The organism is Streptomyces sp. NPDC054961, from assembly GCF_053609145.1.
The window spans coordinates 35658-59672 of sequence record NZ_JBSGWY010000015.1 but is presented as its reverse complement, the minus strand read 5'-3'; the positions used below and the strand labels follow the sequence as shown (position 1 = coordinate 59672).

The 24015-nt window shown below is 73.2% G+C and carries 21 protein-coding genes and 1 tRNA gene; 15 read left to right on the top strand and 7 right to left on the bottom strand.

The window, feature by feature from the left end:
* The first annotated feature begins 274 nt into the window (after positions 1-274).
* The 7 genes from ACWF9Z_RS16090 (at position 275) to ACWF9Z_RS16060 (ending at position 7976) form a co-directional block, all read left to right on the top strand.
* The gene (locus tag ACWF9Z_RS16090; protein WP_453602569.1) at positions 275-1336 is read left to right on the top strand and encodes an agmatine deiminase family protein; all 1062 of its coding nucleotides are present in this window, start codon (positions 275-277) and stop codon (positions 1334-1336) included.
* 109 nt (positions 1337-1445) lie between these two features.
* Positions 1446-3128: an ABC transporter substrate-binding protein gene (locus ACWF9Z_RS16085; RefSeq protein WP_453602567.1), complete on the top strand. Its 1683-nt coding sequence runs from the start codon at positions 1446-1448 to the stop codon at positions 3126-3128.
* On the top strand, positions 3125-4084 hold the full coding sequence (locus tag ACWF9Z_RS16080; RefSeq protein ID WP_453602565.1) for an ABC transporter permease: 960 nt from the start codon (positions 3125-3127) through the stop codon (positions 4082-4084). Before ACWF9Z_RS16085 ends, ACWF9Z_RS16080 begins: the two co-directional genes overlap by 4 nt.
* Positions 4081-4935, top strand: coding sequence for an ABC transporter permease (locus ACWF9Z_RS16075; RefSeq protein WP_453602563.1), 855 nt, complete (start codon positions 4081-4083; stop codon positions 4933-4935). Before ACWF9Z_RS16080 ends, ACWF9Z_RS16075 begins: the two co-directional genes overlap by 4 nt.
* The gene (locus tag ACWF9Z_RS16070) at positions 4932-5942 is read left to right on the top strand and encodes an ABC transporter ATP-binding protein (RefSeq protein WP_453602562.1); all 1011 of its coding nucleotides are present in this window, start codon (positions 4932-4934) and stop codon (positions 5940-5942) included. Before ACWF9Z_RS16075 ends, ACWF9Z_RS16070 begins: the two co-directional genes overlap by 4 nt.
* The gene (locus tag ACWF9Z_RS16065) at positions 5939-6751 is read left to right on the top strand and encodes an ABC transporter ATP-binding protein (RefSeq protein ID WP_453602560.1); all 813 of its coding nucleotides are present in this window, start codon (positions 5939-5941) and stop codon (positions 6749-6751) included. Before ACWF9Z_RS16070 ends, ACWF9Z_RS16065 begins: the two co-directional genes overlap by 4 nt.
* Positions 6752-6833: 82 nt before the next feature.
* Entirely contained in the window at positions 6834-7976 is a 1143-nt protein-coding gene (locus tag ACWF9Z_RS16060) for an agmatine deiminase family protein (protein WP_453602558.1), read from the top strand.
* Between the two features lie 74 nt (positions 7977-8050).
* On the opposite strand, the gene ACWF9Z_RS16055 is transcribed toward ACWF9Z_RS16060, so the two are convergent.
* Both ACWF9Z_RS16055 and ACWF9Z_RS16050 read right to left on the bottom strand, forming a co-directional pair.
* Positions 8051-8135 (bottom strand) — tRNA-Leu (locus tag ACWF9Z_RS16055).
* A gap of 261 nt (positions 8136-8396) precedes the next feature.
* Positions 8397-9338, bottom strand: coding sequence for a beta-ketoacyl-ACP synthase III (locus ACWF9Z_RS16050; protein ID WP_356655789.1), 942 nt, complete (start codon positions 9336-9338; stop codon positions 8397-8399).
* 205 nt (positions 9339-9543) lie between these two features.
* Here ACWF9Z_RS16050 and fdhD point away from each other — a divergent pair, with 205 nt between their 5' ends.
* Positions 9544-10377, top strand: coding sequence for a formate dehydrogenase accessory sulfurtransferase FdhD (gene fdhD / locus ACWF9Z_RS16045; protein ID WP_453602556.1), 834 nt, complete (start codon positions 9544-9546; stop codon positions 10375-10377).
* Positions 10378-10419: 42 nt separating this feature from the next.
* Here the strand turns inward: fdhD and ACWF9Z_RS16040 are convergent, their stop codons facing one another.
* Together ACWF9Z_RS16040 and ACWF9Z_RS16035 are read right to left on the bottom strand one after the other, a co-directional pair.
* Positions 10420-10869: a (2Fe-2S) ferredoxin domain-containing protein gene (locus tag ACWF9Z_RS16040; RefSeq protein ID WP_453602555.1), complete on the bottom strand. Its 450-nt coding sequence runs from the start codon at positions 10867-10869 to the stop codon at positions 10420-10422.
* A 9-nt stretch (positions 10870-10878) separates the two neighbouring features.
* Positions 10879-12036 (bottom strand): bile acid:sodium symporter family protein, encoded by a 1158-nt coding sequence (locus tag ACWF9Z_RS16035; protein ID WP_453602704.1) that lies wholly within the window; start codon positions 12034-12036, stop codon positions 10879-10881.
* Positions 12037-12180: 144 nt separating this feature from the next.
* Here ACWF9Z_RS16035 and ACWF9Z_RS16030 point away from each other — a divergent pair, with 144 nt between their 5' ends.
* On the top strand, positions 12181-13032 hold the full coding sequence (locus ACWF9Z_RS16030) for a LysR substrate-binding domain-containing protein (protein WP_453602553.1): 852 nt from the start codon (positions 12181-12183) through the stop codon (positions 13030-13032).
* 16 nt (positions 13033-13048) lie between these two features.
* Here the strand turns inward: ACWF9Z_RS16030 and ACWF9Z_RS16025 are convergent, their stop codons facing one another.
* On the bottom strand, positions 13049-13708 hold the full coding sequence (locus ACWF9Z_RS16025; RefSeq protein WP_453602552.1) for a hypothetical protein: 660 nt from the start codon (positions 13706-13708) through the stop codon (positions 13049-13051).
* Between the two features lie 333 nt (positions 13709-14041).
* Here ACWF9Z_RS16025 and ACWF9Z_RS16020 point away from each other — a divergent pair, with 333 nt between their 5' ends.
* From ACWF9Z_RS16020 to ACWF9Z_RS15995, 6 genes are all read left to right on the top strand, one after another.
* Entirely contained in the window at positions 14042-15865 is a 1824-nt protein-coding gene (locus ACWF9Z_RS16020) for an AMP-dependent synthetase/ligase (protein ID WP_453602550.1), read from the top strand.
* A 132-nt stretch (positions 15866-15997) separates the two neighbouring features.
* A complete protein-coding gene (locus ACWF9Z_RS16015) occupies positions 15998-17260 on the top strand; it encodes an ABC transporter substrate-binding protein (RefSeq protein ID WP_453602548.1) in 1263 nt (420 codons plus the stop codon).
* A gap of 15 nt (positions 17261-17275) precedes the next feature.
* The gene (locus ACWF9Z_RS16010; RefSeq protein WP_453602546.1) at positions 17276-20062 is read left to right on the top strand and encodes an ABC transporter permease subunit; all 2787 of its coding nucleotides are present in this window, start codon (positions 17276-17278) and stop codon (positions 20060-20062) included.
* On the top strand, positions 20059-20832 hold the full coding sequence (locus tag ACWF9Z_RS16005; protein ID WP_453602545.1) for an ABC transporter ATP-binding protein: 774 nt from the start codon (positions 20059-20061) through the stop codon (positions 20830-20832). Before ACWF9Z_RS16010 ends, ACWF9Z_RS16005 begins: the two co-directional genes overlap by 4 nt.
* 248 nt (positions 20833-21080) lie before the next feature.
* Positions 21081-21929 (top strand): aldo/keto reductase, encoded by an 849-nt coding sequence (locus tag ACWF9Z_RS16000; RefSeq protein ID WP_453602544.1) that lies wholly within the window; start codon positions 21081-21083, stop codon positions 21927-21929.
* An 8-nt stretch (positions 21930-21937) separates the two neighbouring features.
* Positions 21938-22390 (top strand): RICIN domain-containing protein, encoded by a 453-nt coding sequence (locus ACWF9Z_RS15995; protein WP_453602543.1) that lies wholly within the window; start codon positions 21938-21940, stop codon positions 22388-22390.
* Positions 22391-22539: 149 nt separating this feature from the next.
* Here the strand turns inward: ACWF9Z_RS15995 and ACWF9Z_RS15990 are convergent, their stop codons facing one another.
* Complete coding sequence (locus tag ACWF9Z_RS15990; protein WP_453602702.1) at positions 22540-23280, bottom strand: class I SAM-dependent methyltransferase; 741 nt, start codon at positions 23278-23280, stop codon at positions 22540-22542.
* A gap of 17 nt (positions 23281-23297) precedes the next feature.
* Positions 23298-23603, bottom strand: coding sequence for a 4a-hydroxytetrahydrobiopterin dehydratase (locus tag ACWF9Z_RS15985; protein WP_453602541.1), 306 nt, complete (start codon positions 23601-23603; stop codon positions 23298-23300).
* Positions 23604-24015 lie beyond the last annotated feature (412 nt).

The window sequence follows — 24015 nt, the reverse complement described above, 5'->3', positions numbered from 1 at the left end:
TTTCCCACACCCCATCGCGCGCCCCACCCCTCCCCCCTCTTTGGCGGGAACCCTCCCCCCCACCCCCCCCCCCCCCGCCCGGCCCCCCGGGGCCCCCCGGGCCGGGGACCGCCCCACCCGACACCGCTTCTGGCCCGCTCCGTATCAGCTTGGCCAGAATCATTGACTGAATTTTCAGTTCGATGGAGGATGCGGGCACATCACCTCCCCTCTTGGACGCGAGGGGCCCCTGCACTCGCCTCCATGCTGACTAAATTTTCAAACAGGAGAGATCATGACGATGTTCCGGATGCCGGCCGAGTGGACCGACCACGAAGGCTGCCTGATGGCCTGGCCGACCCGGCAGGAGCTGTGGGGAGAGGTCTTCGACGAGGTCAAGGCCGAGTACGCGCAGGTCGCCGCCGCGATCGCCGCCTTCGAGCCGGTCACCATGGTCGCCCTGCCGGGCAGCGGGGCCGAGGCCCGTGAGAGGTGCGGTGCGGGCGTCGACGTGGTCGAGCTGCCGCTGGACGACTCCTGGTTCCGGGACTCCGGCCCCCTCTTCGTCCTGGGCCGCGACGGCGAGCGGGCGGGCGTGGACTTCCGCTTCAACGCCTGGGGCGGCAAGCACTTCCCCTACGACACCGACGACAAGATCTCCGCGGCCCTGCTGGGCCACCTCGGCATCGACCGCGTCGACTCCCGGATGATCCTCGAGGGCGGAGCGATCACGGTCGACGGCGAAGGCACGCTGATCACCACCGAGCAGTGCCTGCTGCACCCGAACCGCAACCCGGACATGACCCGGGAGGAGATCGAGGCCGAGCTGATCGCCCGCCTCGGTGTCACCAAGGTGATCTGGCTGCCGTACGGCGGTCTGCTGGACACCGAGACCGACGGTCACGTGGACGGCGTCTGCGCCTTCGTGGCTCCCGCCACGGTGATCGTGCAGCTTCCGGCCGACCCGGCCCACCCCGACTACGAGCGCATGCGGCGCAACCGCGCCGTCCTGGAGGCGGCCACCGACGCCGTCGGGCGCCCGTTCACGATCATCGACCTTCCGCAGAGCTCGTTCGTCGAGGTCGACGGCAAGGAGACCGAGGTCGGCTACCTGAACTTCTACATCGCCAACGGCGGGGTCGTCGTCCCGGTCGCCGGCACCCCCGCGGACGAGGGCGCGCTCGCCGTCATCGCCGCCGCGCTGCCCGGCCGCAAGGTCGTCGGGGTCCGCTCGCGCGTGATCGCCTATGGCGGTGGCGGCGTCCACTGCATCACCCAGCAGGTACCCGCCCCGGTCCGCCGCACCGACGCCTCCGCGGCCGCCGCCACCGACCGCCCCGCCGACGCCTCCGCCTGAGCCGCTCGTCCCCTTCGCCGCGCCCGGGCCCGGCGGCCGCCCTCCGACTCCCCCGCACCGGCCGCCGCCCGGCCCGTACCTCCCCCGCCCGCACGGAAGAGAGCACCCCATGCCCAGATCCCTGCCCCGGCCCCGCGCCGCCGGCTCCGCGCGCACCCGCCCGTCCGCCCGCCGCCGCCACGCGCTCCCCGTCGTCGCGGCCCTGGCGGCCGTCAGCCTGCTCGCCGCCTGTTCCGGCCCGCCGAAGGGCGCCGGACCGGCGGACGCCTCGTTCACGCTGTCCACCGGCACCCCCGCCGCCGCCGGCGAGCTGGACTCCTTCACCTGGGCCCTCTACGCGGAACCCCCCACGCTGGATTACATCTCCGCCTTCGACTACCCGCAGAACACGATCCTGTCGAACGTCTGCGAGAGCCTGATGCGGTGGACCCCGCAGCTGACCCTGGCTCCGGGTCTGGCCGAGAAGGCCACCAACACCACTCCCCTGACCTGGGTCTACGACCTGCGCCCCGGCGTGCGCTTCCACGACGGCTCCGTGATGACCGCCGACGACGTGGTCTTCAGCCTCGGCCGCCAGATGGACCCGGCGAACGGGGCCGCCTGGAACAGCACCTTCGAGAAGGTCGAGTCGGTCACCCGGACCGGCCCGCTCCAGGTGACGGTCGCGCTCAAGGAACCCGACTCGCAGTTCCCCCAGTACATGGCGACCGCCGCCGGCGTCGTGGCCTCGAAGGCCGGCGTGGAGAAGGCCGGCGAGGACTACGGCACCACCGGCGGCCTGGACTGCACCGGCCCCTTCGAGCTCGGCGCCTGGAACAAGGGCCAGTCGGTCGAGCTCCGGCGCTTCGACGGCTACTGGGGCTCCAAGGCCAAGTCGGCCAAGGCGGTGTTCACCTTCCTCACCGACCCCTCCGCCCGGACGAACGCCCTGCTCAGCGGTGAGGCGGACGGCGGCTACCTGATCCCCACGGAGAGCTACGACCGGCTGCGCGGGAGCGGGGCGGGCACGCTCTCCTTCGGCGAGGGCCTCAGCACCGTCAACGTCAACGTGACCAATATGAAGGGCGCCCTCGGCGACGTCCGCGTCCGCCGGGCGCTGTCCCTGGCCCTGGACCGCCGCGGCTTCGTCAAGGCGGGCCTGGGCGGCGCGGGCACCGTCACCACCTCGCTCACCACCCGGGCCGCCTGGGCCGGGGCGCCCGAGAACATCCGCGCGTCCGCCTTCGACGGCCTGCCCTCCCCCGAGCAGAACGTCGAGGCCGCCCGGCGGATGATCGAGGAAGCGGGCGCCACCGGCAAGACGGTGACCATCGCCACCAGCTCGATCGGCCAGGACGTCTCGCTGCTGGCCACCGCGGTCCAGGACGCCGGCACCAGGATCGGGCTGAAGGTCGTCCTGAAGACCATCGCCCCCAACGCCTTCACCTCGCTGTTCACCGATCCCGCGGCGCGCGAGGGCCTCGACATGTTCCCGGAGACGTACTACGACTCCATCACCGACCCGATGGACCTGCTGAGCAACTTCCGGACCGGGGCCTACCAGAACTACGCCGGCTACAGCGACGACTCCTACGACGCGCTGACCGACAAGGCCCGGTCCGAGTACGACCCGGCCAAGCGCTTCCCGGTCGCCGCCGAACTGCAGAAGAAGGCCGCCGACCAGGTGCTGTGGATCCCGGTCGCCGAGTGGCCGACCGCGGTCTTCCTGAACAAGCGGATCACCGGCGCCCCCACCACCATCTCCTACCTGTACTACCCGTGGGCCGCGGACGTCGGGGCGGCCGCCCGATGAGCTTCCTGCGCTTCGCCGTACGCCGGCTGGCCGAGATGGCCGCCACCCTGCTCGCCGCCTCCTTCGTCATCTTCGGCGCGCTGTACCTGGCCCCGGGCAACCCGGCGAGCTTCCTCCTCGGCGGCCGTTCGGCCTCCCCGGAGACCCTGCGGGCGATCAACGAGCACTACCACCTGGACGACCCGTTCGCGGTGCGGTACCTGCACTGGCTCGGCCAGGTGGTGCGGGGCGACTTCGGCCGCTCGATCACCTACCGCACCGACGTGTCGCGGCTGCTCGCGGACCGCCTGCCCAGCACCCTGATGCTGATCTCGATGGCGCTCGTCCTGGTCCTCGTGTGCGGGCTGGTCCTCGGCTGGACCGGCGCGGTCCGCGGCGGGCGCGGCGACACGGCGATCCTGGTGACGACCACCTTCGCCATCGGCACCCCGTCGTTCGTCGCGGCCGTCCTGCTGCAAGGCCTGTTCGCGGTGCGGCTGCACTGGTTCCCCACCGGGGGAACCGGCGACGGGTTCTGGCAGATGCTGTGGCACCTGACCCTGCCGGCCGTCGCGCTGGCGCTGTACCTGATCGGCATGCTCGCCCGCGTCACGCGCGCCGCGATGCTCGACGTCCTGGGCCAGGAGCACGTCACGGTCGCCCGGAGCCGGGGCGTCCGCGAGAGCCTGGTGGTCCGGCGGCACGTGTTCCGCAACGCCCTGGGCACCGTGCTCACCACCGGCGGGCTCATCGTCTCCACCCTGCTGGTCTGCACCGTCCTGGTGGAGTCGGCGTTCAGCGTGGGCGGCATCGGCCAGCTCCTCGAACTGTCCACCACCACCAAGGACTTTCCGACCGTGCAGGCCATCTCCCTCCTCATGGTCGCGCTGTTCATGACGGTGAACCTCGTCGTGGACCTGCTCCACCCGTTGGTCGACCCCCGGGTCTCCCTCGGACCCTCGAAGAAGGCCGCATGAGTTCCGTCCTGGTGCGCCGGCCGGGCCTCTCCCGGATCCGGACCGCCCGCGCCCCCCTGTCCCTGGTCTGCGCCGGCTTCGTCGCCGCCGTCGTCCTCGTCGCGGTCCTCGCCCCCTGGGTCGCCCCCTACGATCCCCACGCCGTCGACCTGGGCAACGCCCTCGCGGGCCCCTCCGCCGGCCATCTCCTCGGGGTCGACGCGTCCGGCCGTGACACGCTGTCCCGGCTGGTGCTGGGTGCCCGCACCTCGCTCCTGGGCCCGCTCGGCGTGGTCGTCTTCTCCACCGTGGCCGGCGTGGCGACGGGCACCGCCGCCGCGTGGCGGGGCGGCTGGCTGGACTCGGCGCTCTCCCGCAGCACCGAGCTGGTCTTCGCCTTCCCCGGCATGCTGCTGGCCATCCTGATCGTCTCGGTCTACGGCGAAGGGCTGCTCGCCCCCGTCATCGCCCTGGCCATCGCCTACCTCCCGTACGTCAGCCGGCTCACCCGTTCCCTCGTACTGGCCGAGCGCGCCCGCCCGTACGTGGAGGCGTACTGGGTGCAAGGGCACTCGGGGACGCAGATCTGCCTGCGCCACGTCGTACCCGCCGTCATGCCCGTCGTCCTCGCCCAGTCCACGATCAACTTCGGCTACGCCCTGATCGACCTGGCCGGCCTGGCCTTCCTCGGACTGGGCGTGCCGGCGCTGACGCCCGACTGGGGCCGCATGGTCTTCGACGGCAACGCCGCCGTCCAGGCCGGGTACCCGCTCTCGGCGATCGTGCCGTGCGGGGCCGTCGTACTGACCGTGGTCGCCTTCAACGTCGTCGGCGAGCGCTGGGCCGACAAGATATCCAGGAGGCCCCGATGAGACCGGTGCACACCCTCGAGATCGAGGGGCTCCGGCTCCACCTGCCGGACACCGCCCGGCCCGTCCTCGACGGAGTCGACCTGTCGGTCGGCGCCCGGGAGACGGTGGCGCTGGTCGGCGAGTCCGGCTCCGGCAAGAGCCTCACCTCGCGGAGCGTCCTGCGGCTGCTCCCCCCGGGCGCCCGCACGGAGGGCGAGGTACGGGTGGCCGGCGACGACGTCCTGACGATGACGCCCGCGCGGCTGCGGGTGCTGCGCGGCAGCACGGCGGCCATGATCTTCCAGGACCCCCGGGCGGCCGTCAATCCGATGCGCCGCGTCGGCGACTTCCTCACCGAGAGCCTGCGCCTGACCGCCAACGCCTCCAAGGCGGTCGCCGAGGAGCGGGCCACGATGATGCTGGAGGCCGTCGGCCTCACGGCGGGGGCGCTGCGCAAGTACCCCGGACAGCTCTCCGGCGGCATGCTGCAACGGGTCGTGATCGCGGCCGCCCTGATGGGCGACCCCGCCCTGCTCCTCGCCGACGAACCCACCACGGCCCTCGACGTGACCACGCAGGCCGAGGTGGTCTCCCTCCTCGGCGAACTGCGCGAACGCTTCGGTACCGGGCTGCTGTTCGTCACGCACGACCTCGGCCTCGCCGCCGCGATCAGCGACCGGGTGTACGTGATGTACGCGGGCCGGATCGTGGAGACGGGCCCCGCGGGCGACCTCTTCACCCGGCCCCGCCACCCCTATACGGCCGCCCTGCTGAACTCCACCCCGCGCCTCGACGGGCCCCGGGGGCGGCTCGCCGCCATCGAAGGCCGGCCACCGGGCCTGCGCGAGGAGCTCACCGGCTGCCCCTTCGCCGCGCGCTGCCCGGTCGCCACCGCGCTGTGCGCGCGCCAGGCGCCGGCGCTGCTCCCGGTCGCCGGCGAACCGGGCCGCCTCGCCTCCTGCCACCACGGCGACCTCGTCGCCGCGGCCGGACGGGACCGCACGGAACGCGAGGAGCTCCACCCATGACGACGACGAGCGAGAGGAAGACCGTGCTGGAGGTCGCGGGCCTGCGCCGGGCCTACGGCGGGGTGCCCGCCGTGGACGACGTGTCCTTCCGGCTGGCCGAGGGCGGTTCCCTGGGGGTCGTCGGCGCATCGGGGTCGGGCAAGACGACGACCGCCCGCATCGTGGTCGGTCTGGAGCGGGCGGACGAGGGCCGGGTCCTGGTCCGCGGCCGGGACCGGCGCGAGCACCGGCGCGGAACGGCGGGCCGCCTGGAGCGGGCCCGTGAGATCCAGATGGTGTTCCAGGACCCCTTCCTGTCCCTGGACCCCCGCGCCACCGTGGGCGGGGCGCTGCGGGAGGCCCTCGGGCTGCACTTCCCCGGCGCCGACCACACCCGCCGGATCACCGAGCTGCTCGGCCAGGTCGGCCTCGGGGCGCCCGAGGCCGACGCGCTGCCCCGGCAGTTGTCGGGCGGCCAGCGCCAGCGCGTCACGATCGCCCGCGCGCTGGCGGTCGAGCCGTCCGTCCTCGTCCTCGACGAGGCGGTGGCCGCCCTGGACGTCTCGGTGCAGGCGCAGATCCTGAACCTGCTCCTCGACATCCGCGAACAGACCGGCATCGGCTGTCTGTTCATCACCCACGACCTCGGCGTCGTGCGCTGTGTCACCGATGACGTGATCGTCATGCGGCGCGGCCGGATCGTCGAGTCGGGCCCGACGGCGCGGGTGCTCGCCGACCCCCAGCACCCCTATACGCGCCTGCTCCTGGAGTCCGTACCCCGCCCGGGGTGGGACCCCCGGAGCATCGCCGCCGCGCGCCGCGCCCTGTGAGGGGGGCCGTGGGCGCGGCGGCGCCCACGGCCCATCGGTTCGTCCCATCCACTCCTGACTCATGGCTGATCGGAGATCAGAAATGAACGAGCACGCAGTACGGACGCTGGACCGACGCGGTTTCCTGACGGCGGCGGGCCTCACGGCGGCCGGCGCCGCCCTGGCGTCGGTCGGCGGGCAGGCCTTCGCGGCCGTCCGTCCGGCGCCGGCGGCCGCCGGGGGCTTCGCCGTCCCGATCGACACCGTCCGGCACACCCGGACCTGGATGGCGTGGCCCGACAGCTCCGCCATCTGGGGCCGGAAGCTCGCCGGAGTCCAGGCGAACATCGCGCTCATCGCGAAGACCGTCGCCCGGTACGAGCCCGTCGTCATGTGCGCCAATGCCGCGAGCGTCGCCCGGGCGAGGAGCGCCTGCGGTCCGGCGGTCACGGTGATCGGCACGATCCCGGTGGACGACTGCTGGATGCGCGACAGCGGCCCGGTGTTCCGTACCGACGGGGCGGGCGGCCTGGACGCGGTCGGCCTGAACTTCAACGGCTGGGGCAACCAGCAGACCCACGCCAAGGACGCGCTGGTCGCCGGCCGGGTCGCCGCCTACGCCGGAGTGCTGTTCGGCACGGCCGGGTTCACCGGTGAGGGCGGCGCGGTGGAGACGGACGGCGCCGGCACCCTCATGGCCACCCGCAGCTCGCTGATCAACCCGGACCGCAACCCGGGCGTGAGCCAGGCCCAGCTGGAAGCGGCCCTGTGCGCGGCCTTCGGCGCGTCCAAGGTCGTCTGGTTCAAGGGCGTCCTCGGCCGGGACATCACCGACGACCACGTGGACGCGACGTCCCGGTTCCTCGCCGAGGGGTCGGGGCTGGTGCAGATGCCGCTCGCGAAGGACACCGACGCCTGGTCGAACGACGCGCGCCAGCAGTACCAGATCCTGTCCACCACCACCAACGCCCAGGGCCACCCGGTCGTCGTCACCCAGCTCCAGGGCCCGGACTACGACAAGATCCGCTCCACCAGCCCCGACTTCGTGGGCGCCTACGCCAACTACTACGTGGTCAACGGCGCCGTGATCGCCCCGCAATTCGGCGACAGCACCGCGGACGCGGCGGCGAAGGCCACCCTCCAGCGGGCCTTCCCGGGCCGGGTGATCGAGCAGCTCAACATCGACAGCCTCGGGGCGGGCGGCGGCGGCATCCACTGCGTCACCCAGCAGCAGCCGGTCGCCTGACGGCTCGCCCTGCACGGAAAACAAGTCTGGCCCCCTGCTGTTCGCAGGGGGCCAGATGGTCTTTCGACCGTTTGTGTCCGAGGGGGGACTTGAACCCCCACGCCCGATAAAGGGCACTAGCACCTCAAGCTAGCGCGTCTGCCATTCCGCCACCCGGACTAGGTGGTCGGCCCCGGTTTCCCGCGGCGACATGGACAACAATAGCAAAGGTTCGGCGGGGTTCCGACCAGGTATTTCGGCCGGGCCGAGTTCGACGCGCCGCGCTGACCTGCGGGCATGTCCAGGAGGGCGGACGCCCGGACCGAGCGAGACGTCACGTCTCGCAGAGCGCGGGCGCCCTCGCCGCGCGCCCCGACGGACCGGTGTCCGGGCCGGGCCCTCCGCGGAGCCGGCCGGCTGCGCGGAAGGCCCGGCGCACGGCTACGGGCAGCGGATGACCTGGCCGGCGTAGGAGAGGTTGCCGCCGAAGCCGAAGAGGAGGACGGGCGCCCCGGACGGGATCTCGCCGCGCTCGACCAGCTTGGACAGGGCCATCGGGATGGAGCCGGCCGAGGTGTTGCCGGAGTCGACGACATCGCGGGCGACGACGGCGTTGACGGCGCCGATCTTGGCGGCGAGCGGCTCGATGATCCGCAGGTTCGCCTGGTGGAGGACGACCGCGGCCAGCTCCTCGGGGGTGACCCCGGCCTTCTCACAGACCTTGCGGGCGAGCGGGGGGAGCTGGCTGGTGGTCCAGCGGTACACGGACTGGCCCTCCTGCGCGAAGACCGGCGGCGAGCCCTCGATGCGGACCGCGTGGCCCATCTCGGGCACCGAGCCCCACAGGACCGGGCCGATGCCGGGCTCGTCGCAGGCCTCGACGACGGCCGCGCCGGCTCCGTCGCCGGTGAGGACGCAGGTGGTGCGGTCCGTCCAGTCGGTGATCGCGGTCATCTTGTCGGCGCCGATGACGAGTGCGCGGGTGGCGGCGCCGGCCCGGATCGCGTGGTCGGCCGTGGCCAGGGCGTGCGTGAAGCCCGAACAGACGACGTTGAGGTCCATGACGGCCGGGTGGCCGCCCATGCCGAGCTTGGCCGCGACGCGGGCCGCCATGTTCGGGGAGCGGTCGATCGCGGTCGAGGTGGCGACGAGGACGAGGTCGATGTCGTCCGGGGTCAGGCCCGCGCTCGCGAGGGCCTTACCCGCGGCCTGGTAGGCCAGCTCGTCGACCGGCTCCTCGGGGCCGGCGATGTGACGGGTCTTGATCCCGACGCGGGACCGGATCCACGCGTCGTTGGTGTCCACCATCGCCTCGAGGTCCTCGTTGGTGAGCACTCTCGCGGGCTGGTAGTGCCCTAGCGCCACCACGCGTGAACCGGTCATGGGCGGGGTCCCCCCTTGTAAGACAGTCAGGATGTTCCAGCTTTGCCTGCTACCGATGGGTACGGGGGCGCGTAACCCGACAGGATTCCCTGCCCGGAATTTGGAGCTTCCCGAGGATCCTCCAGCCGGGGACGCTGCCCGAAGCGGATCCGCGAGAATGGGTTCATCAAGCGCGGGACGAAGACAGAACGGGTGGGCTGATCACATGGGACGGGTCACCGAACGCCGTCGCGTCGTCCGGATCCGGAATGGCGTGGCGGGCACCCGGGCGGACACGCTGGTGGCCGAGGAGCCGCTGGAGATAAGGCTCAACGGCAAACCGCTGGCCGTCACGATGCGCACCCCGGGGGACGATTTCGCGCTCGCCGTGGGCTTCCTGGCCAGCGAGGGCGTGCTCGGCTCCGCGTCGGACGTGCGGGCCGTGACCTACTGCGAGGGCGCCGCCGAGGACGGAACGAACACCTACAACGTGGTGAACGTGCAGCTGGCCGCGGGAGTTCCGGTGCCGGACATCAAGCTGGAGCGGAACGTCTACACGACCTCCTCCTGCGGCCTGTGCGGGAAGTCCAGCCTGGACGCGGTGCGCACGGCGACCCGCTTCCCGGGGCTCGCGGACGATCCCGTACGCGTGGGCGCGCGGGTCCTCGGGGAGATGCCGGACCGGCTGCGCGCGGCCCAGAAGGTCTTCGACCGTACGGGCGGGCTGCACGGCGCCGGGCTGTTCTCGGCGCACGGCGAGCTCATCGACGTACGGGAGGACGTGGGCCGGCACAACGCGGTGGACAAGATCGTCGGCCGGGCGCTGCAGGCCGGTCTGCTGCCGCTGGCGGGCTCGGTGCTGCTGGTGTCCAGCCGGGCCTCCTTCGAGCTGGCGCAGAAGGCCGTGATGGCGGGGATCCCGGTACTGGCGGCGGTCTCCGCGCCGTCCTCGCTCGCGGTGGACCTGGCGGTGGAGTCGGGGCTCACGCTGATCGGGTTCCTGCGGGGCGGGAACATGAACATCTACGCGGGCGAGGAGCGCGTCGACCTCTCGGCCTGACCCGCGACCGTCCGGCTGGAGAAGGCGGCCTGTCGGCCGCCCTCACCCCTTCCGGCCCCGCGCCCCCTTCCCGCCGGCCCGGTCCCGACGGGCCGCGGGCGGCTTCGGGGCCGGGGGGTCGATGCGGTGGAGGTCGAGGGTCGGCGGCACCGGGGCCGTGCCCGGGCCGCCGGACGCGGCCCAGGCGATGATCTCCTCGGTGGCGGTGTCGTCCAGGGCCCAGCCGAACCAGGCCGCGCGGGCACCCCGGCGACGGGCTTCGGTCGTGGGCTGCACGACGATGACGTTGGCCTGTGCGCACGGGCCGAGGCAGTCGGTCGTACGGACGGCCAGGCGCCCGTCCGAGGCCGCGGCGGCCTCGCGCAGCCGGGCCAGCTGGCCCGCGTGGTCGGTGCCGGGGTTCTTGCGGGGATCGCCGCAGCAGCAGCCGCGGCAGACCACCAGGGTGCAGGGGCGCGGGGCGGTGGCGGAGAGCGGGCGTATCCAGGTCACCGCCGCACGTTACCGGGCGCGCGGGGCCGGGTGTTGGGAGGCTCGGGAGACCTCCGCCACATGCCCGGCGGGGAGTTCGGCGCGGCCGGCGGGTTCGTCGGCCCCGGCCCCGGCGCCTTGACCGGTTCCTCCACCGGTTCCTCCACCGGCTCCGGTGGCTCCGGTACCTCCGGCGGCTTGGGCGCCTTCGCCCGCTTCGGGGTCCCGCGCGCGGCGGCGGGCCAGGACGGCGCAGACCATCAGCTGCATCTGGTGGAAGAGCATCAGCGGCAGCACGGCGAGGCTCGCCTGCGGGCCGAACAGCACGCTGGCCATGGGGAGTCCGGCGGCCAGGCTCTTCTTCGACCCCGCGAACTGGATGGCGATCCGGTCCTCTCGGGTGAATCCGAGGCGCTTCGCCCCGTACCAGGTGGCCAGGAGCATCACGGCGAGGACGGCCGCCTCGACCACCATCAGCGCGGCGAGCCGCGGGACGCTGACCCGGTGCCAGATCCCGGCGGCCATGCCCGCGCTGAAGGCGGCGTAGACGACGAGCAGGATCGAGCCGCGGTCGACGTAGCCGAGGACCTTCTTGTTGCGGACCAGGAAGCCGCCGGCCCAGGGGCGTGCCACCTGGCCGAGCACGAAGGGCAGGAGCAGCTGGAGGACGATCTTCAGCAGCGAGTCGAGGGAGAACCCGCCCGCGCCGCCGCCGAGCAGGCCGGCGGCGAGGAGCGGGGTGAGGAAGATCCCGACGAGGCTGGAGAAGGAGCCGGCGCAGATCGCGGCGGGCACGTTGCCACGGGCGATCGAGGTGAAGGCGATGGACGACTGGACGGTCGAGGGGACCAGGCAGAGGAAGAGCAGGCCGTCGGAGAGCGGGGGCGTGAGGAGGGTGGGGACCAGGGTGCGGGCGGCGAGGCCGAGGAGGGGGAAGATGACGAACGTGCACGCGAGCACGGTGACGTGCAGCCGCCAGTGGCGCATGCCGTCGAGGGCCTCGCGGGTGGACAGGCGGGCTCCGTAGAGGAAGAAGAGCAGGGCCACGGCTCCGGTGGAGGCGGCGTCGGCCGCGGTGGCCGCCGCACCGGTGGCGGGGAGCAGCGCGGCGAGGCCGACGGTGGCGAGCAGGCCCGTGACGAACGGGTCCACCGGGAGCCGGGCGGGGAGGGTCGGGCGGCGGCGCATGGGGGTGTTCACGGTGCTCACTTGCCGGGGTAGGGGTCGTCGTTCTCGCCGCTCCATCGTCGAGGGTGGCGTGGTGATCGGGAAACCCGTACACCGCGGTGACTGTCATCACGGATCGCGATGACCGGGCGTAGGGTGGGAGCCGTGTACGACCCCGTCCAGCTGCGCACCTTCCTGACCGTCGCCCAGACCCTGAGCTTCACCCAGGCCGCGGTCCGGCTCGGCCTCGGGCAGTCCACGGTCAGCCAGCACGTGCGGCGCCTGGAGGACACCACGGGCCGGCCGCTCTTCCTCCGCGACACGCACAGCGTGGAGCTCACCGAGGACGGCGAGGCGCTGCTCGGCTTCGCCCGCTCGATCCTGGAGGCGCACGAGCGCGCGGCGGCCTACTTCACGAGGACGCGCATCCGGGGCCGGCTGCGCTTCGGGGCCTCGGAGGACTTCGTGCTGACCCGGCTGCCGGAGATCCTCGAGGCGTTCCGGCACGAGTACCCCGAGGTGGAGCTGGAGCTCTCGGTGGAGCTCTCGGGGATCCTGCACGAGCGGCTGGACGCGGGGCGGCTCGACCTCGTCCTCGCCAAGCGGCGCGGGGAGGGGGACGAGCGGGGCCGGCTGGTGTGGCGGGACCGGATGGTGTGGATCGGGGCGGAGGGCCTGCGGGTGGACCCGGACCGGCCGGTCCCGCTGATCGTCTTCCCTCCGCCGGGGATCACCCGGGCGCGGGCGCTGGACGTGCTGCAGGCGGACGGACGGCCGTGGCGGATCGCCTGTACGAGCGGCAGCCTGAGCGGACTCATCGCGGCGGCGCGGGCGGGCCTGGGCGTGATGGCCCACACGCGGGGGCTGATCCCGCCGGGGCTGGTCCGGGTGGGCGGGCTGCCGGACCTCGGCCCGGTGGAGTTCGCACTGCTCCAGGGACTGCGCCCGACGCCGGCCTCCGACGCCCTGGCGGCCGCCGTCCTGGCGGGCGGCGACCGCCTGAGCAGGCCCGCCTAGGGCTGCGCGGGACTGATCAGGGCTGCGCGGGACCGTCGTGGCGGGGGCGGGGTACGACCTCGAAGGAGGTCTCGGAGAACAGGGAGCGGCCCGCGGGCAGGCAGTTCTCCTCGCGGACCGTTCCCAGGCCGTCGCAGTGCTCGGCCTCCAGGGTGATGAAGACCGTCGTGGTGTGCTCACCGACGCCCAGCGCCGTGAAGGGCGGCGAGATGAGCGCGGTGAACGGCAGCCCGTCGGAGCCTACGGATCCGGTGCGCAGGACCTGCTTCCTCTTGTAGGTGAAGCTCTTCTCCCGCGGCGTCCCGATGTCGTGCACGTAGGTCGCGCTGACGAACGTGTGGTTGAAGTCCTCGATCGGGTCGACGCGCCGCGGCGCGTAGCCCTCCGGGTAGACGGCGCTCGCGCCGTCCGCGGCGGTCACCCAGTCCGGGGCACTCCTGACCCACTGCGCCCGCGCGAACGTCTCGCGGCAGGCGGGCGGGCCGATGATCCGCTGCTTGACGTGGTACAGCGCGTTGAGGTCGTCGCCCTCCGGGTTGAGACAGTGCGGTACGGGCCGCCCGTCCCCGGCCCCGGCCGGGGCGGCGGCGGAGGCGGAGGCTGCGGGCGCGCCGCCTCCGAGCACGGCCGCGAGCAGGGAGGGCACGAGTACGGCGAGGACGCGTGATCGGTACACCGGGGACCAGCTTTCGATGTCGGCGAGTTGACTCGGCCGACAGCCGACCACGCGGGGGGACGGGGGCGTTGGAGACATTCCGCGGGCCAGGGCCGGATGGCGGAGCGGATCACGCCCCGGAGTCCGGCAGCCGGGGCGGCGGTCACACGACGGCAGCTCAGCGGGCACGTGGCGGGCACGGCGGGCACGCGGCGCGCGTTCGGCCGGCCCGCGGTAACCGGACGACGCCACGGGTCCACCGCGCGGGGGGATCTTGTGGAGGTTTCCCCAGGGCTCCCGGCCCGGCGGGACCGTGGGGTAGCGTCGCCGCGCTGCGCGGAGAGGAGCCGGGACTTGCACGAGATCACCGTCCCACCGGTCGTCACGGGCTCGCCCGTCGGCGGTCTGGCCGATGTCGTTTTCCTGCACGCCCGCGAGGATCCCGGCCGCGTCGTGCTCGGCCGCAAGACCGACGGCGTCTGGCACGATGTGACCTCTGCCGAACTGGCGGCCGAGGTAACGGAGTTGGCCAAGGGCCTGCTGGCGAACGGCATCCGTTTCGGCGACCGGGTCGCCATCATGTCCCGCACCCGGTACGAGTGGACCCTCTTCGACTTCGCCCTGTGGGCGATCGGCGCGCAGCCCGTCCCCGTCTATCCCACCTCCTCCGTCGAGCAGGTCCACTGGATCCTGTACGACTCCGAGTGCACGGCCTGTGTCGTCGAGGACGAGGACCAGGCCATGACCGTCGGATCGGTCATCGAGCGGCTGCCGCGCCTGCGCCGGCTCTGGCAGCTGGACTCCGGGGCGGTGGACGGGCTCGTCGAGGACGGCCGCCAGGTCGCCGAGGACGTCGTGCACCGCCACCGGGGCGCCGTGACCCCCGATGCGACGGCCACCGTCATCTACACCTCGGGCACCACCGGCCGGCCCAAGGGGTGCGTGCTGACCCATGCCAATTTCATCTTCGAGGCCGACACGATGGCGACCCGCTGGGAGTCCGTCTTCCAGGCCGGGCCCGGTGAGCAGCCCTCCACCCTGCTGTTCCTGCCTCTCGCGCACGTCTTCGGGCGGATGGTGGAAGTGGCGGCCGTCCGCTCCCGCGTGAAGCTCGGCCATCAGCCCGTCCTGGCGGCGGCCGAGCTGCTGCCGGACCTCGCCGCGTACCGGCCTACGTTCGTCCTCGGGGTCCCGTACGTCTTCGAGAAGGTCTTCGCGGCCGCCCGCCGCAAGGCGGAGTCGGAGGGCCGGGCCGGCGCCTTCGACCGGGCGGTGGACGTGGCCGTCCGCTACGCGGAGGCCCGCGAGCAGAAGGCGTTCGGCATCGGGGCCGGCCCTTCGGCCAAGCTGCGCATGGAGCACCAGCTCTTCGAGAAGCTGGTGTACGGGAAGGTCCGCGAGGCGATGGGCGGCCGGGTGCGGCACGCCATGTCCGGGGGTTCCGCGATGGCGCGCCGGCTCGGGCTCTTCTTCGACGGCGCCGGAATCACGGTGTTCGAGGGGTACGGCCTGACGGAGTCGTGCGCGGCGGCCACCGCGAACCCTCCCGGGGCCACGAAGTACGGCACCGTGGGCCTGCCGATCCCGGGCAGTACGGTGCACATCGCGCGGGACGGGGAGATCTGGCTGCACGGCGACAACGTCTTCGCCGGGTACCTGAACGACCCGCGCGCCACGGACGCCGTGCTGCGCGACGGCTGGCTGGCGACCGGGGACCTGGGGCGGCTCGACGAGGACGGCTACCTGACGATCACCGGGCGCAAGAAGGAGATCCTCGTGACCTCCAACGGCAAGAGCGTCGCGCCGACCGCCCTGGAGGAGCGGGTCCGTTCACATCCGCTCGTCTCGCAGTGCGTGCTGGTGGGCAACGACCGGCCGTACATCGCGGCCCTGCTCACCCTGGACGCGGAGGGGGTGGCGCACTGGCTGGCGATGCGCGGGCGGCCGCAGATGCCGGCGACGGAGCTGGCGCTCGATCCGGATCTGACGACGGAGGTCCGCCGGGCGGTGGTCGCCGCGAACACCCTGGTGTCGCAGGCCGAGTCGATCCGCACGTTCCGCGTCCTGGCCGAGCAGTTCACGGAGGAGCGGGGGCTGCTGACGCCCTCGCTGAAGCTGAAGCGGCGGGCGATCGAGAAGGCCTACGCCAAGGAGGTCGAGGCCCTCTACCAGTCCTGACGGGTGTGAGCCGCGACCACTCCGACGCCCCCAACCGTTACCTGACGGATCGTCACTTTACCTGCGGTTGATATTGACGATGCGTCAGATCACGCACAGAATTCGGGGATTCCGACCGGAGGGGATCCACACATGTTGCGACCGATCCGCACCCTGGCCGCCGCGGCGGCGACGCTCGCGCTCGTATCCGCCTGCAACTCCGCCTCCAGCAGCTCCACCACCGACAAGCCGGGCGCACCCGGCAACTCCCGCGGGGTGAGCGCCGACTCGATCAAGGTCGGCGGCATCGTGTCGATGACGAGCGCCAGCGGCTACAGCAAGAAGGACACCGATCTCGGTGCGAAGGCCCGGTACATGAGAGCCAACGCCGAGGGCGGGATCAACGGCCGCAAGATCGACTACATCGGCGCCGAGGACGACGGCCAGGACCCCGCCAAGAACCTGGCGGCGGCGCGCAAACTCGTCCAGCAGGACAAGGTGTTCGCGGTCTCCCCCATGAGCTCGGTCACCTTCACCGGCTCCGACTTCCTGCAACAGGAGAAGGTCCCCACCTTCGGCTGGGGCACGCTCCCCTCCTTCTGCGGCCCCACGTACATCTACGGGTTCAACGGCTGCCTCGTGCCCACCCCCGGCGGAACCATCAACCAGACCTGGCCCGAGGGCATCGGCAAGGTCCTCGGCGGCGCCCAGGGCAAATCGGTCGCCATCATCGCCAATGACAGCGACGCCGGGAAGTTCGGCGTGCGCACCTTCCAGCAGGGCTTCACCAGCGCGGGGTTCAAGGTCGCCTACGCCAAGGCCTCGGTGCCCGGCACCGCCGTGCCGAGCGACTGGTCGGCGTACGTCAAGGAGATCCTCGAGAGCAACGACGGCAAGGCTCCGGACGCGGTCCTCTCGGTCATGCAGACCCCCAACAACATCGGGCTGTTCACCTCGCTCAAGCGCAGCGGCTACAGGGGGCTGCTCTCCGACCCGACCGACTACGACCCGGGCCTGCTCGCCAAGGACGCCACCAAGCAGGCCCTCGACGGCGTGCACGTCCTGCTGCAGTTCGAGCCGTTCGAGTCGGCGAACCCGAAGATGGCCCAGTTCAAGGCCGACATCAAGGCCGCCTCGGGCGGACAGGATCTGCCGCTCAACATGCACATGATGACCGGCTACATGTCCGCCGACCTGTTCCTGTCCATCGCGCGGAAGGCCGGCAAGGACCTGACCGTCGAATCCTTCCAGGCCGCCGCGCAGGGCTTCACCGACACCGCCACCCTCGTGGGCGACCGTTCGGAGCCCAAGGGCCAGAAGGACAGCTTCGGCTGCGGAGCGCTCGTCCAGCTGAAGAACGGCGCGTACGAGGTCTCCGTACCGTTCACGTGCTACGAGCCCATTCCCTTCAAGTAAGGCACCGGGATCCGCATGGGAGATCTGCTCGCCTTCGTACTGAGCGGTCTGGTGTCCGGCGCCCTGTACGCACTGCTCGCCACCGGGCTGGTGCTGTCGTACTCGGCGTCCGGACTGTTCAACTTCGCGCACGGGGCCACCGCCTACCTGTGCGCGCTCACCTTCTACGAACTGCACTCCGGACTGGGCTGGCCGGCCGTCCCGGCGGCGCTGCTGGTGGTGTTCGTGCTGGCGCCCGGGCTCGGCTGGGCGCTGGACCGGCTGATGTTCAGGCGGCTCGCGCGGGTCGGCGAGACGGCGCAGATCGTGGCCACCATCGGCCTGCTGGTGGCCCTTCCGGCGGCCGGGCTGTGGGCGGTCGAACTGCTGACGGACGCGGGCGCCCCGCTCGCGCCGGCGGAGAACCAGTTCGGACTGCCCGGGGTGGGTCCGAGTCCGGCGACGTCCTGGCAGCTCACCGCCGACGTGGGCATCGACTCCGACCAGCTGATCACCTGGGTGGCGACGGCCGTGGTGGCCGTGGCGCTGTGGGTGCTGATGCGGCACACCCGGCTGGGCCTGCGGCTGCGGGCCGCCGTCGACAACCGCTCGCTCACCGAACTGCGCGGGATCGACGCCGACCGGCTGTCGTCGGTGGCGTGGATGATCGCCTCGGGGCTGGCCGGGCTGGCGGGGGTACTGGCGACCCCGCTGCTCGGGCTGTCGGCGCACGATTTCACGCTGTTCCTGTTCGTGTCGGCCACCGCGGCGGTGATCGGGCGGTTCGCCTCCGTACCGCTCGCGTTCGCGGGGGGACTGGGACTCGGCGTCCTGCAGAACCTGGTCGTCGGCTACGCCTCGTTCGCCGACTCCGTCACCGGTTTCAGGACGGCCGTGCCGTTCCTGATCCTGTTCGGCGGGCTGCTGGTGCTCACCCGCAGGGCGCGGGCCGCCGGGACCGCGGCCGTGGACGTCGCCTCCGTCGACCATCTGGCCGGGGCTCCGTGGGGGCGGAGGTGGGGGGTGTGGGCCTGTCTGGGCGTGGCCCTGGGCGTCGCGTTCTACACCGTGACCACGCCGTTCTGGAGCGGGCTCCTCGCCCAAGGGCTGGCGCTTGCCCTGGTGTTCATGTCCTTCACCGTGGTGACCGGGCTCGGCGCGATGGTCTCGCTGGCCCAGGGCACGTTCGTGACCGGCGCCGCGCTGGTCGCCGGGCTGCTGATGAGCCACGGGTGGCCGTTCGTCGCCGCCCTGGCGGTCGGTACCTGCGTCGCCGCCGTCCTGGGAGCGCTGGTCGCACTGCCCGCACTACGGCTCGGCGGGCGGTCCCTGGCCCTGGCGACCCTGGCGCTGGCCTTCCTGGCGGACCAGGTGCTCTTCCAGATGCGGTGGCTGCGCAACGGGGACTCGGGGTGGTCGGTCCCGCGGCCCGTGATCGGGCCGGTGGACCTCTCCGACGACCGCGCGCTCGGGGTGACGCTGCTCCTCGTGGTCGCGGTGGTCGCGGCCGGGCTCAGCGCGCTGCGGAGCTCGCCGTCGGGACGGGCGATGCTCGCCGTACGGTCGGCTCCGGCCGCGGCGATGGCCTCCGGGGTGTCCGTGCTGCGGACGAAGCTGCTGCTGTTCACGCTGTCGGCGGGGCTGGCCGGGTTCGGGGGCGTGATGTACGCGTCGTACAACACCCGGATCACGGCGACGGACTTCACCGCGATGACGGGACTGGTGTGGCTGGCGGTGGTCGTGGCGGCGGGGGTCCGCCGGCCTCAGTACGCGGTGGTGGCGGGACTGGTCTTCGCCGTCGCTCCGCGGGTCATGGCGGACTACGTGACGGCGTCGGCGCACCTGCCGGTGATCCTCTTCGGGCTGGCGGGGCTGGCCTTGGCCAACGATCCGGACGGGTATTGCGCGGCCGTGCCGGTGCGGTGGGCCCGGCGGCGGGCCTTTGCCCTGGCCGGGGCGGGGGACGGAGCCGGTGCCGCCGCCGCAGCCGTGCCCGGGGCCCGGAGCCCTGCGGGGCCCTCCCCCACCCCGCCCCTTCCCGAAACCGGGGGCGTGCCCCCGAGCCCGCGTACGGGATCCCCGGGCTCCGCCCCGGACCCCGCGCCTCACACGCCGGCGGGGCTGGATTCGGGGCCCACGCTGGAGCTGCGCGGCGTAACCGCCGGGTACGACGGCGGGCTCGTGCTGCACGGGGTGGATCTGCGCGTGCGGCGCGGGGAGATCCTGGCCGTGCTCGGGCCCAACGGGGCCGGGAAGAGCACCGCGTGCCGGGTGGCCGCCGGACTGGTGCCCGTCGTGGCGGGCGGGGTCCACGTCGGCGGGCGCGATGCCACCCGCGACGGGGCCGTACGGCGCTCCCGGGCGGGGGTGCTGCTGGCGCCCGAGGGGCGGGGGATCTTCCCCGCGCTCAGCATCGAGGAGAACCTGGCTCTGTACCTGAGGGACCCGGCCGAGCGGGACGCCGTGTACGCGCGGTTCCCCCGGCTGCGCGAGCGCCGCTCCGTGGCCGCCGGGGCCCTGTCCGGCGGGGAGCAGCAGATGCTGGCCCTCGCACCGCTGCTGCAGCGCCCGCCCGGGGTGCTGATCGCGGACGAGCCCTCCCTCGGGCTCGCGCCGCGCGTGGTGGACGAGGTGTACGGGCTGCTCACCGAGCTCCGCGACGCCGGGACCGCGCTGCTGCTGGTGGAGGAGAAGGCGGCCGAGATCCTCGGGATCGCCGACACGGTCGCCTACCTCTCCCAGGGCAGGGTCTCCTGGTGCGGTCCGCGCTCCGAGGTGGATCCCGACCGGTTGACCGAGGCCTATCTGGGGATGGCGACATGAGCGGGAGCGCGGACGTGATGCGGGCCGCCGGGGTGGGCGTCCGGTTCGGCGGGGTCACCGCGCTGGCCGGCGTCGATCTCGGGGTCAGGGCCGGGGAGGTGTGCGGGCTGATCGGGCCGAACGGGGCGGGGAAGACCACCCTGTTCGACGTCCTGTCGGGGATCCGGCGGCCCGACGAGGGCCGGATGCTGCTGGACGGGGTGGACATCACCGGCCGTTCCCCCGTCTGGCGGGCCCGGCACGGCATGCGCCGGACGTTTCAGCGCCAGCAGTTGTTCGGGCAGCTCAGCGTGGCGGACAACGTCCTCGTCGCTCAGGAGTGGCGGGGCGGTGGCGGCGGTCTCGTCGCCGACCTCGTCGCCTGGCCCGCCCGCCGCCGGCGGGAGCGGCAGCGGCGGGAGCGGACCTCGCGGGTGCTGGCCGACTGTGGGATCGGAGGGCTCGAAGCCTCGTACGCCGGCGGTCTGCCGGTGGGCCGGGCCCGGATGGTGGAGCTCGCGCGCGCGGTCGCCGATCCGCCCCGGGTGCTGCTGCTGGACGAGCCCGCCTCGGGCATGTCGGCGCCCGAGCGCGCGCAGCTGGCGGCGGTCGTGCGGCGGCTCGCCGAGGACGAGGGCTGCGCGGTGCTGCTGGTCGAGCACAACGTCGCGTTCGTGATGGACCTGTGCAGCAGGGTGGTCGTCCTGGACCTGGGGAGCGTGCTCGCCGAGGGCACGCCCGCCGAGGTACGGGCCGACGCGCGGGTCCGCGAGGCGTATTTGGGGGCGTAGCCCCACCGGTAGGCCCGCCGGTGCGCCTCCCGGTACGCCTGCCCGGGCACCGTCCGGGACCTCCACCGGGACACGGGTCCACCGCTCCGGGCCACTCCCCCCGGCCCGCCCCGGCCCGGCCACCGGCCGCCGTTTCCCGCCGTACGGGATTCATCCGTACGGCGGGAATAGGCCCGGCGGGAGTCCGGTTGTCGCCGGTCGTACGCCCCACGCGTACCGATGACGACGACAAGAGGGAACGACCCGACGTGAACCAGGTCCCCGGTACCAAGCTCAACAACGGCACGCTCATGCCCCAGCTCGGCTACGGCGTCTGGCAGGTTCCCGACGCCGAGGCGGAGCAGGCCGTCGGGACCGCGCTGGAGGCGGGCTACCGGAGCATCGACACGGCGGCCATCTACGGCAACGAGAGGGGCACCGGCAAGGCCATCGCCGCCGCCGGGATCCCGCGCGAGGAACTGTTCGTCACCACCAAGCTGTGGAACGGCACGTCCGAGACCTGGGGCCGCGACGGCGTGCTGCGCGAGTTCGACGCCTCGCTCGACAAGCTGGGCCTGGACGCGGTCGACCTGTACCTGATCCACTGGCCGCGCCCGATGCGCGACGACTTCGTCGCCATCTGGAAGGCCTTCGAGGAGATCGCGGAGAGCGGCCGCGCCAAGGCCGTCGGCGTGTCGAACTTCCGCCCCGCCGACCTGGAGCGCCTCGGCGCCGAGAGCTCCCTGGTGCCGGCCGTGAACCAGATCGAGCTGCACCCGCTCCTCCCGCAGGCCGAACTGCGCGCCGTGCACGCCCGCCTCGGCATCGCCACCGAGGCCTGGTCCCCGCTCGGCCAGGGCAAGGAGCTCCTCACCCTGCCCGCCGTCACGGCGATCGCCGACAAGCACGGCCGCTCGGCCGCGCAGGTGGTGCTGCGCTGGCACCTGCAGCTCGGGAACGTCGTGATCCCCAAGTCGGTGACCCCGGCGCGGATCCGGGAGAACCTGGACGTCTTCGGCTTCGAGCTGGACGCCGCCGACATCGCCGCGCTGGACGCGCTCGGCGCCGGTTCGGCGGGCCGCCGGATCGGTCCCGACCCGGCCGAGTTCGACGCCTGAGCCCCGCGATGGCCGACGCGACCGGGACGGCCGGACCCCCCGAGGGCGTGTACCGGGTCCGCAACGTCGCCACCGGGCTGCTGCTCGGGGTCGAGGGCGGCAACCGGGTGCGGGTCGGTCCGGACGGCGGACCCGACGGCGGGCCGGAGCCGGCCCGGCAGTGGGAGATCACACCCGTCCACAGCGGCGGCGGGATCTTCCACCTCGTCAGCGTCCACAACGGCCGGCGGCTCGACGTCGCGAACGCGTCGACGGAGAGCGGCGCCCGGGTCCAGGTGTGGAGGGCGAACGCCTTCGGGGCACAGGAGTGGGTCGTCGAGGAGCACCTCGACGACCCCGGTGTCGTCTCGCTGATCGCCGCCATCAGCGGTCTGCCGCTGGAGGCGGACGCCGAGGGCCAGGCACGGCAGGCGGAGGACAACGACTCGCCTTCGCAGTGGTGGCGCCTGGAGCGGGTCTGAGCCGGCCCGGTGCCCGCGGCCCGGCGACCGCGGCCCGGCGGCGCTCGGCCGCACCCCGAGAACGGTGAAACGGTCCGCCCCGCCCCCGCCCCCGCCCCCGCCCCCGGCCGACGGCGCCCCCGGCGTCGCCCTGCCGGGGGCGGGGTCCGTCAGCCGCGTACGAAGGCGCGCAGCCGGTACACCGGCTCCCCGCGCGGGACGTCCTGCCCGGGCAGCAGCTCGAGGCGGTCCGCGAGCGCGCGCGGGGTGATCCCGCGCGGGCTCACCCGGGAGGCGTACCGCCCCGCCAGCAGGGCCGCGGCGCTTCCGCGCGGGGTGCGGCCCTGGCCGTGCCCGGTGAAGCGGCCTTCGCCGCCGGGCCGCAGGCCCACGGCTGCCGCGTGGGCCGCGACCTCCTGGGCGTCGTCGGCGGGGGCACCGGTGAGGTGCGGTGCGAGCAGCGCGTCGATGTCGCTGCCGACGTCGTGCGCGGCGTCCTTGTCGACGGTGGTGAGGAACACCCCGCCGGGGCGCAGCACCCGCCCCGCCTCGGCGATCAGTGCGGCCACCGTGCCCGGCCGCCGCAGCAGGTGCAGCAGCCAGATCGCGCTGACCGCGTCGAGCGAGCCGGTGCGGACCGGGAGCCGGGTCCCGGAGCCGAGGACCACCGGGACGCCCCGGGAGCGCGCTATGGATGCCATCCCGGACGAGGCGTCCACGCCGAGGACCCTCATCCCCGGGCGGCCCGCGGCGATGCGCGCGGTGACGATGCCGGTACCGCAGCCGAGGTCGAGCAGGGTGCCCGTGGCCGCGGGAAGCAGGCCGAGGACCGCCGAGGCCGCGGCCCCGGCGCGCGGGACGCCGCCGCGCGAGGCGTCGTAGGCGTCCGCCTCGGCGTCGTAGTCGAGCAGGGTCCCCGGTCCGGCCATCAGGCGGCGCCGTGGGCGGGGGCGAGGGATTCGACGCGTCCGGCCAGGGTGAAGTCGGCGTCGGTGACGGAGTCGCCCGCGTCGTGCGTGTTCACGGACACCCGGACGGTGTTGTAGCCGAGGGTGAGGTCGGAGTGGTGGTTCAGTTCCTCCTGCACGGAGGCGATGTGGACGACGAGGGCGCTCGCCGCGAAGTGGCTGCCCAGCCGGTAGGTGCGGACGATCCGGTCGTCCTCGAAGGCCCAGCCGGGGAGTTCCCGCAACCGGTCCTCGATCTCCTTCTGCGAAAGCGGCTCTCTCGACACCCGCAGGCTCCTTCCCCGTACGCGCGGACCCGTGTCCGCGTCCGGGCACGACTGCCCGATTGACCTGACGTGCGGTCAAGGTTCCCACAGCGAACGCCGGGGGGAAGGTTTCGCGCCATAGTGCGTGCGGGTGCTTCCGCGCCTTCCGTGACCACCGTGGCACCCCTATGCTCCTGCGCCGGACGTGACTGTTACCGGCGGTAATGGCGCCGGGTACCGAGGGGACATCTTCGTGACGCGCACAGGGAACTCCAGGCGCACGTTCATCGCGGGGGCCGCGGCCACCGCGGGCGCCCTGTCCGCCGCCGGCGCGGGGGGGGGGGGGCGCCGGGGCCGGGGGCGGGCCCCCCCCCCCCGCCCCGCCGGGGCGGGGGGGGCCGCCGCGCGCGCGCGCGGCCGCGCGCGCGGTCTG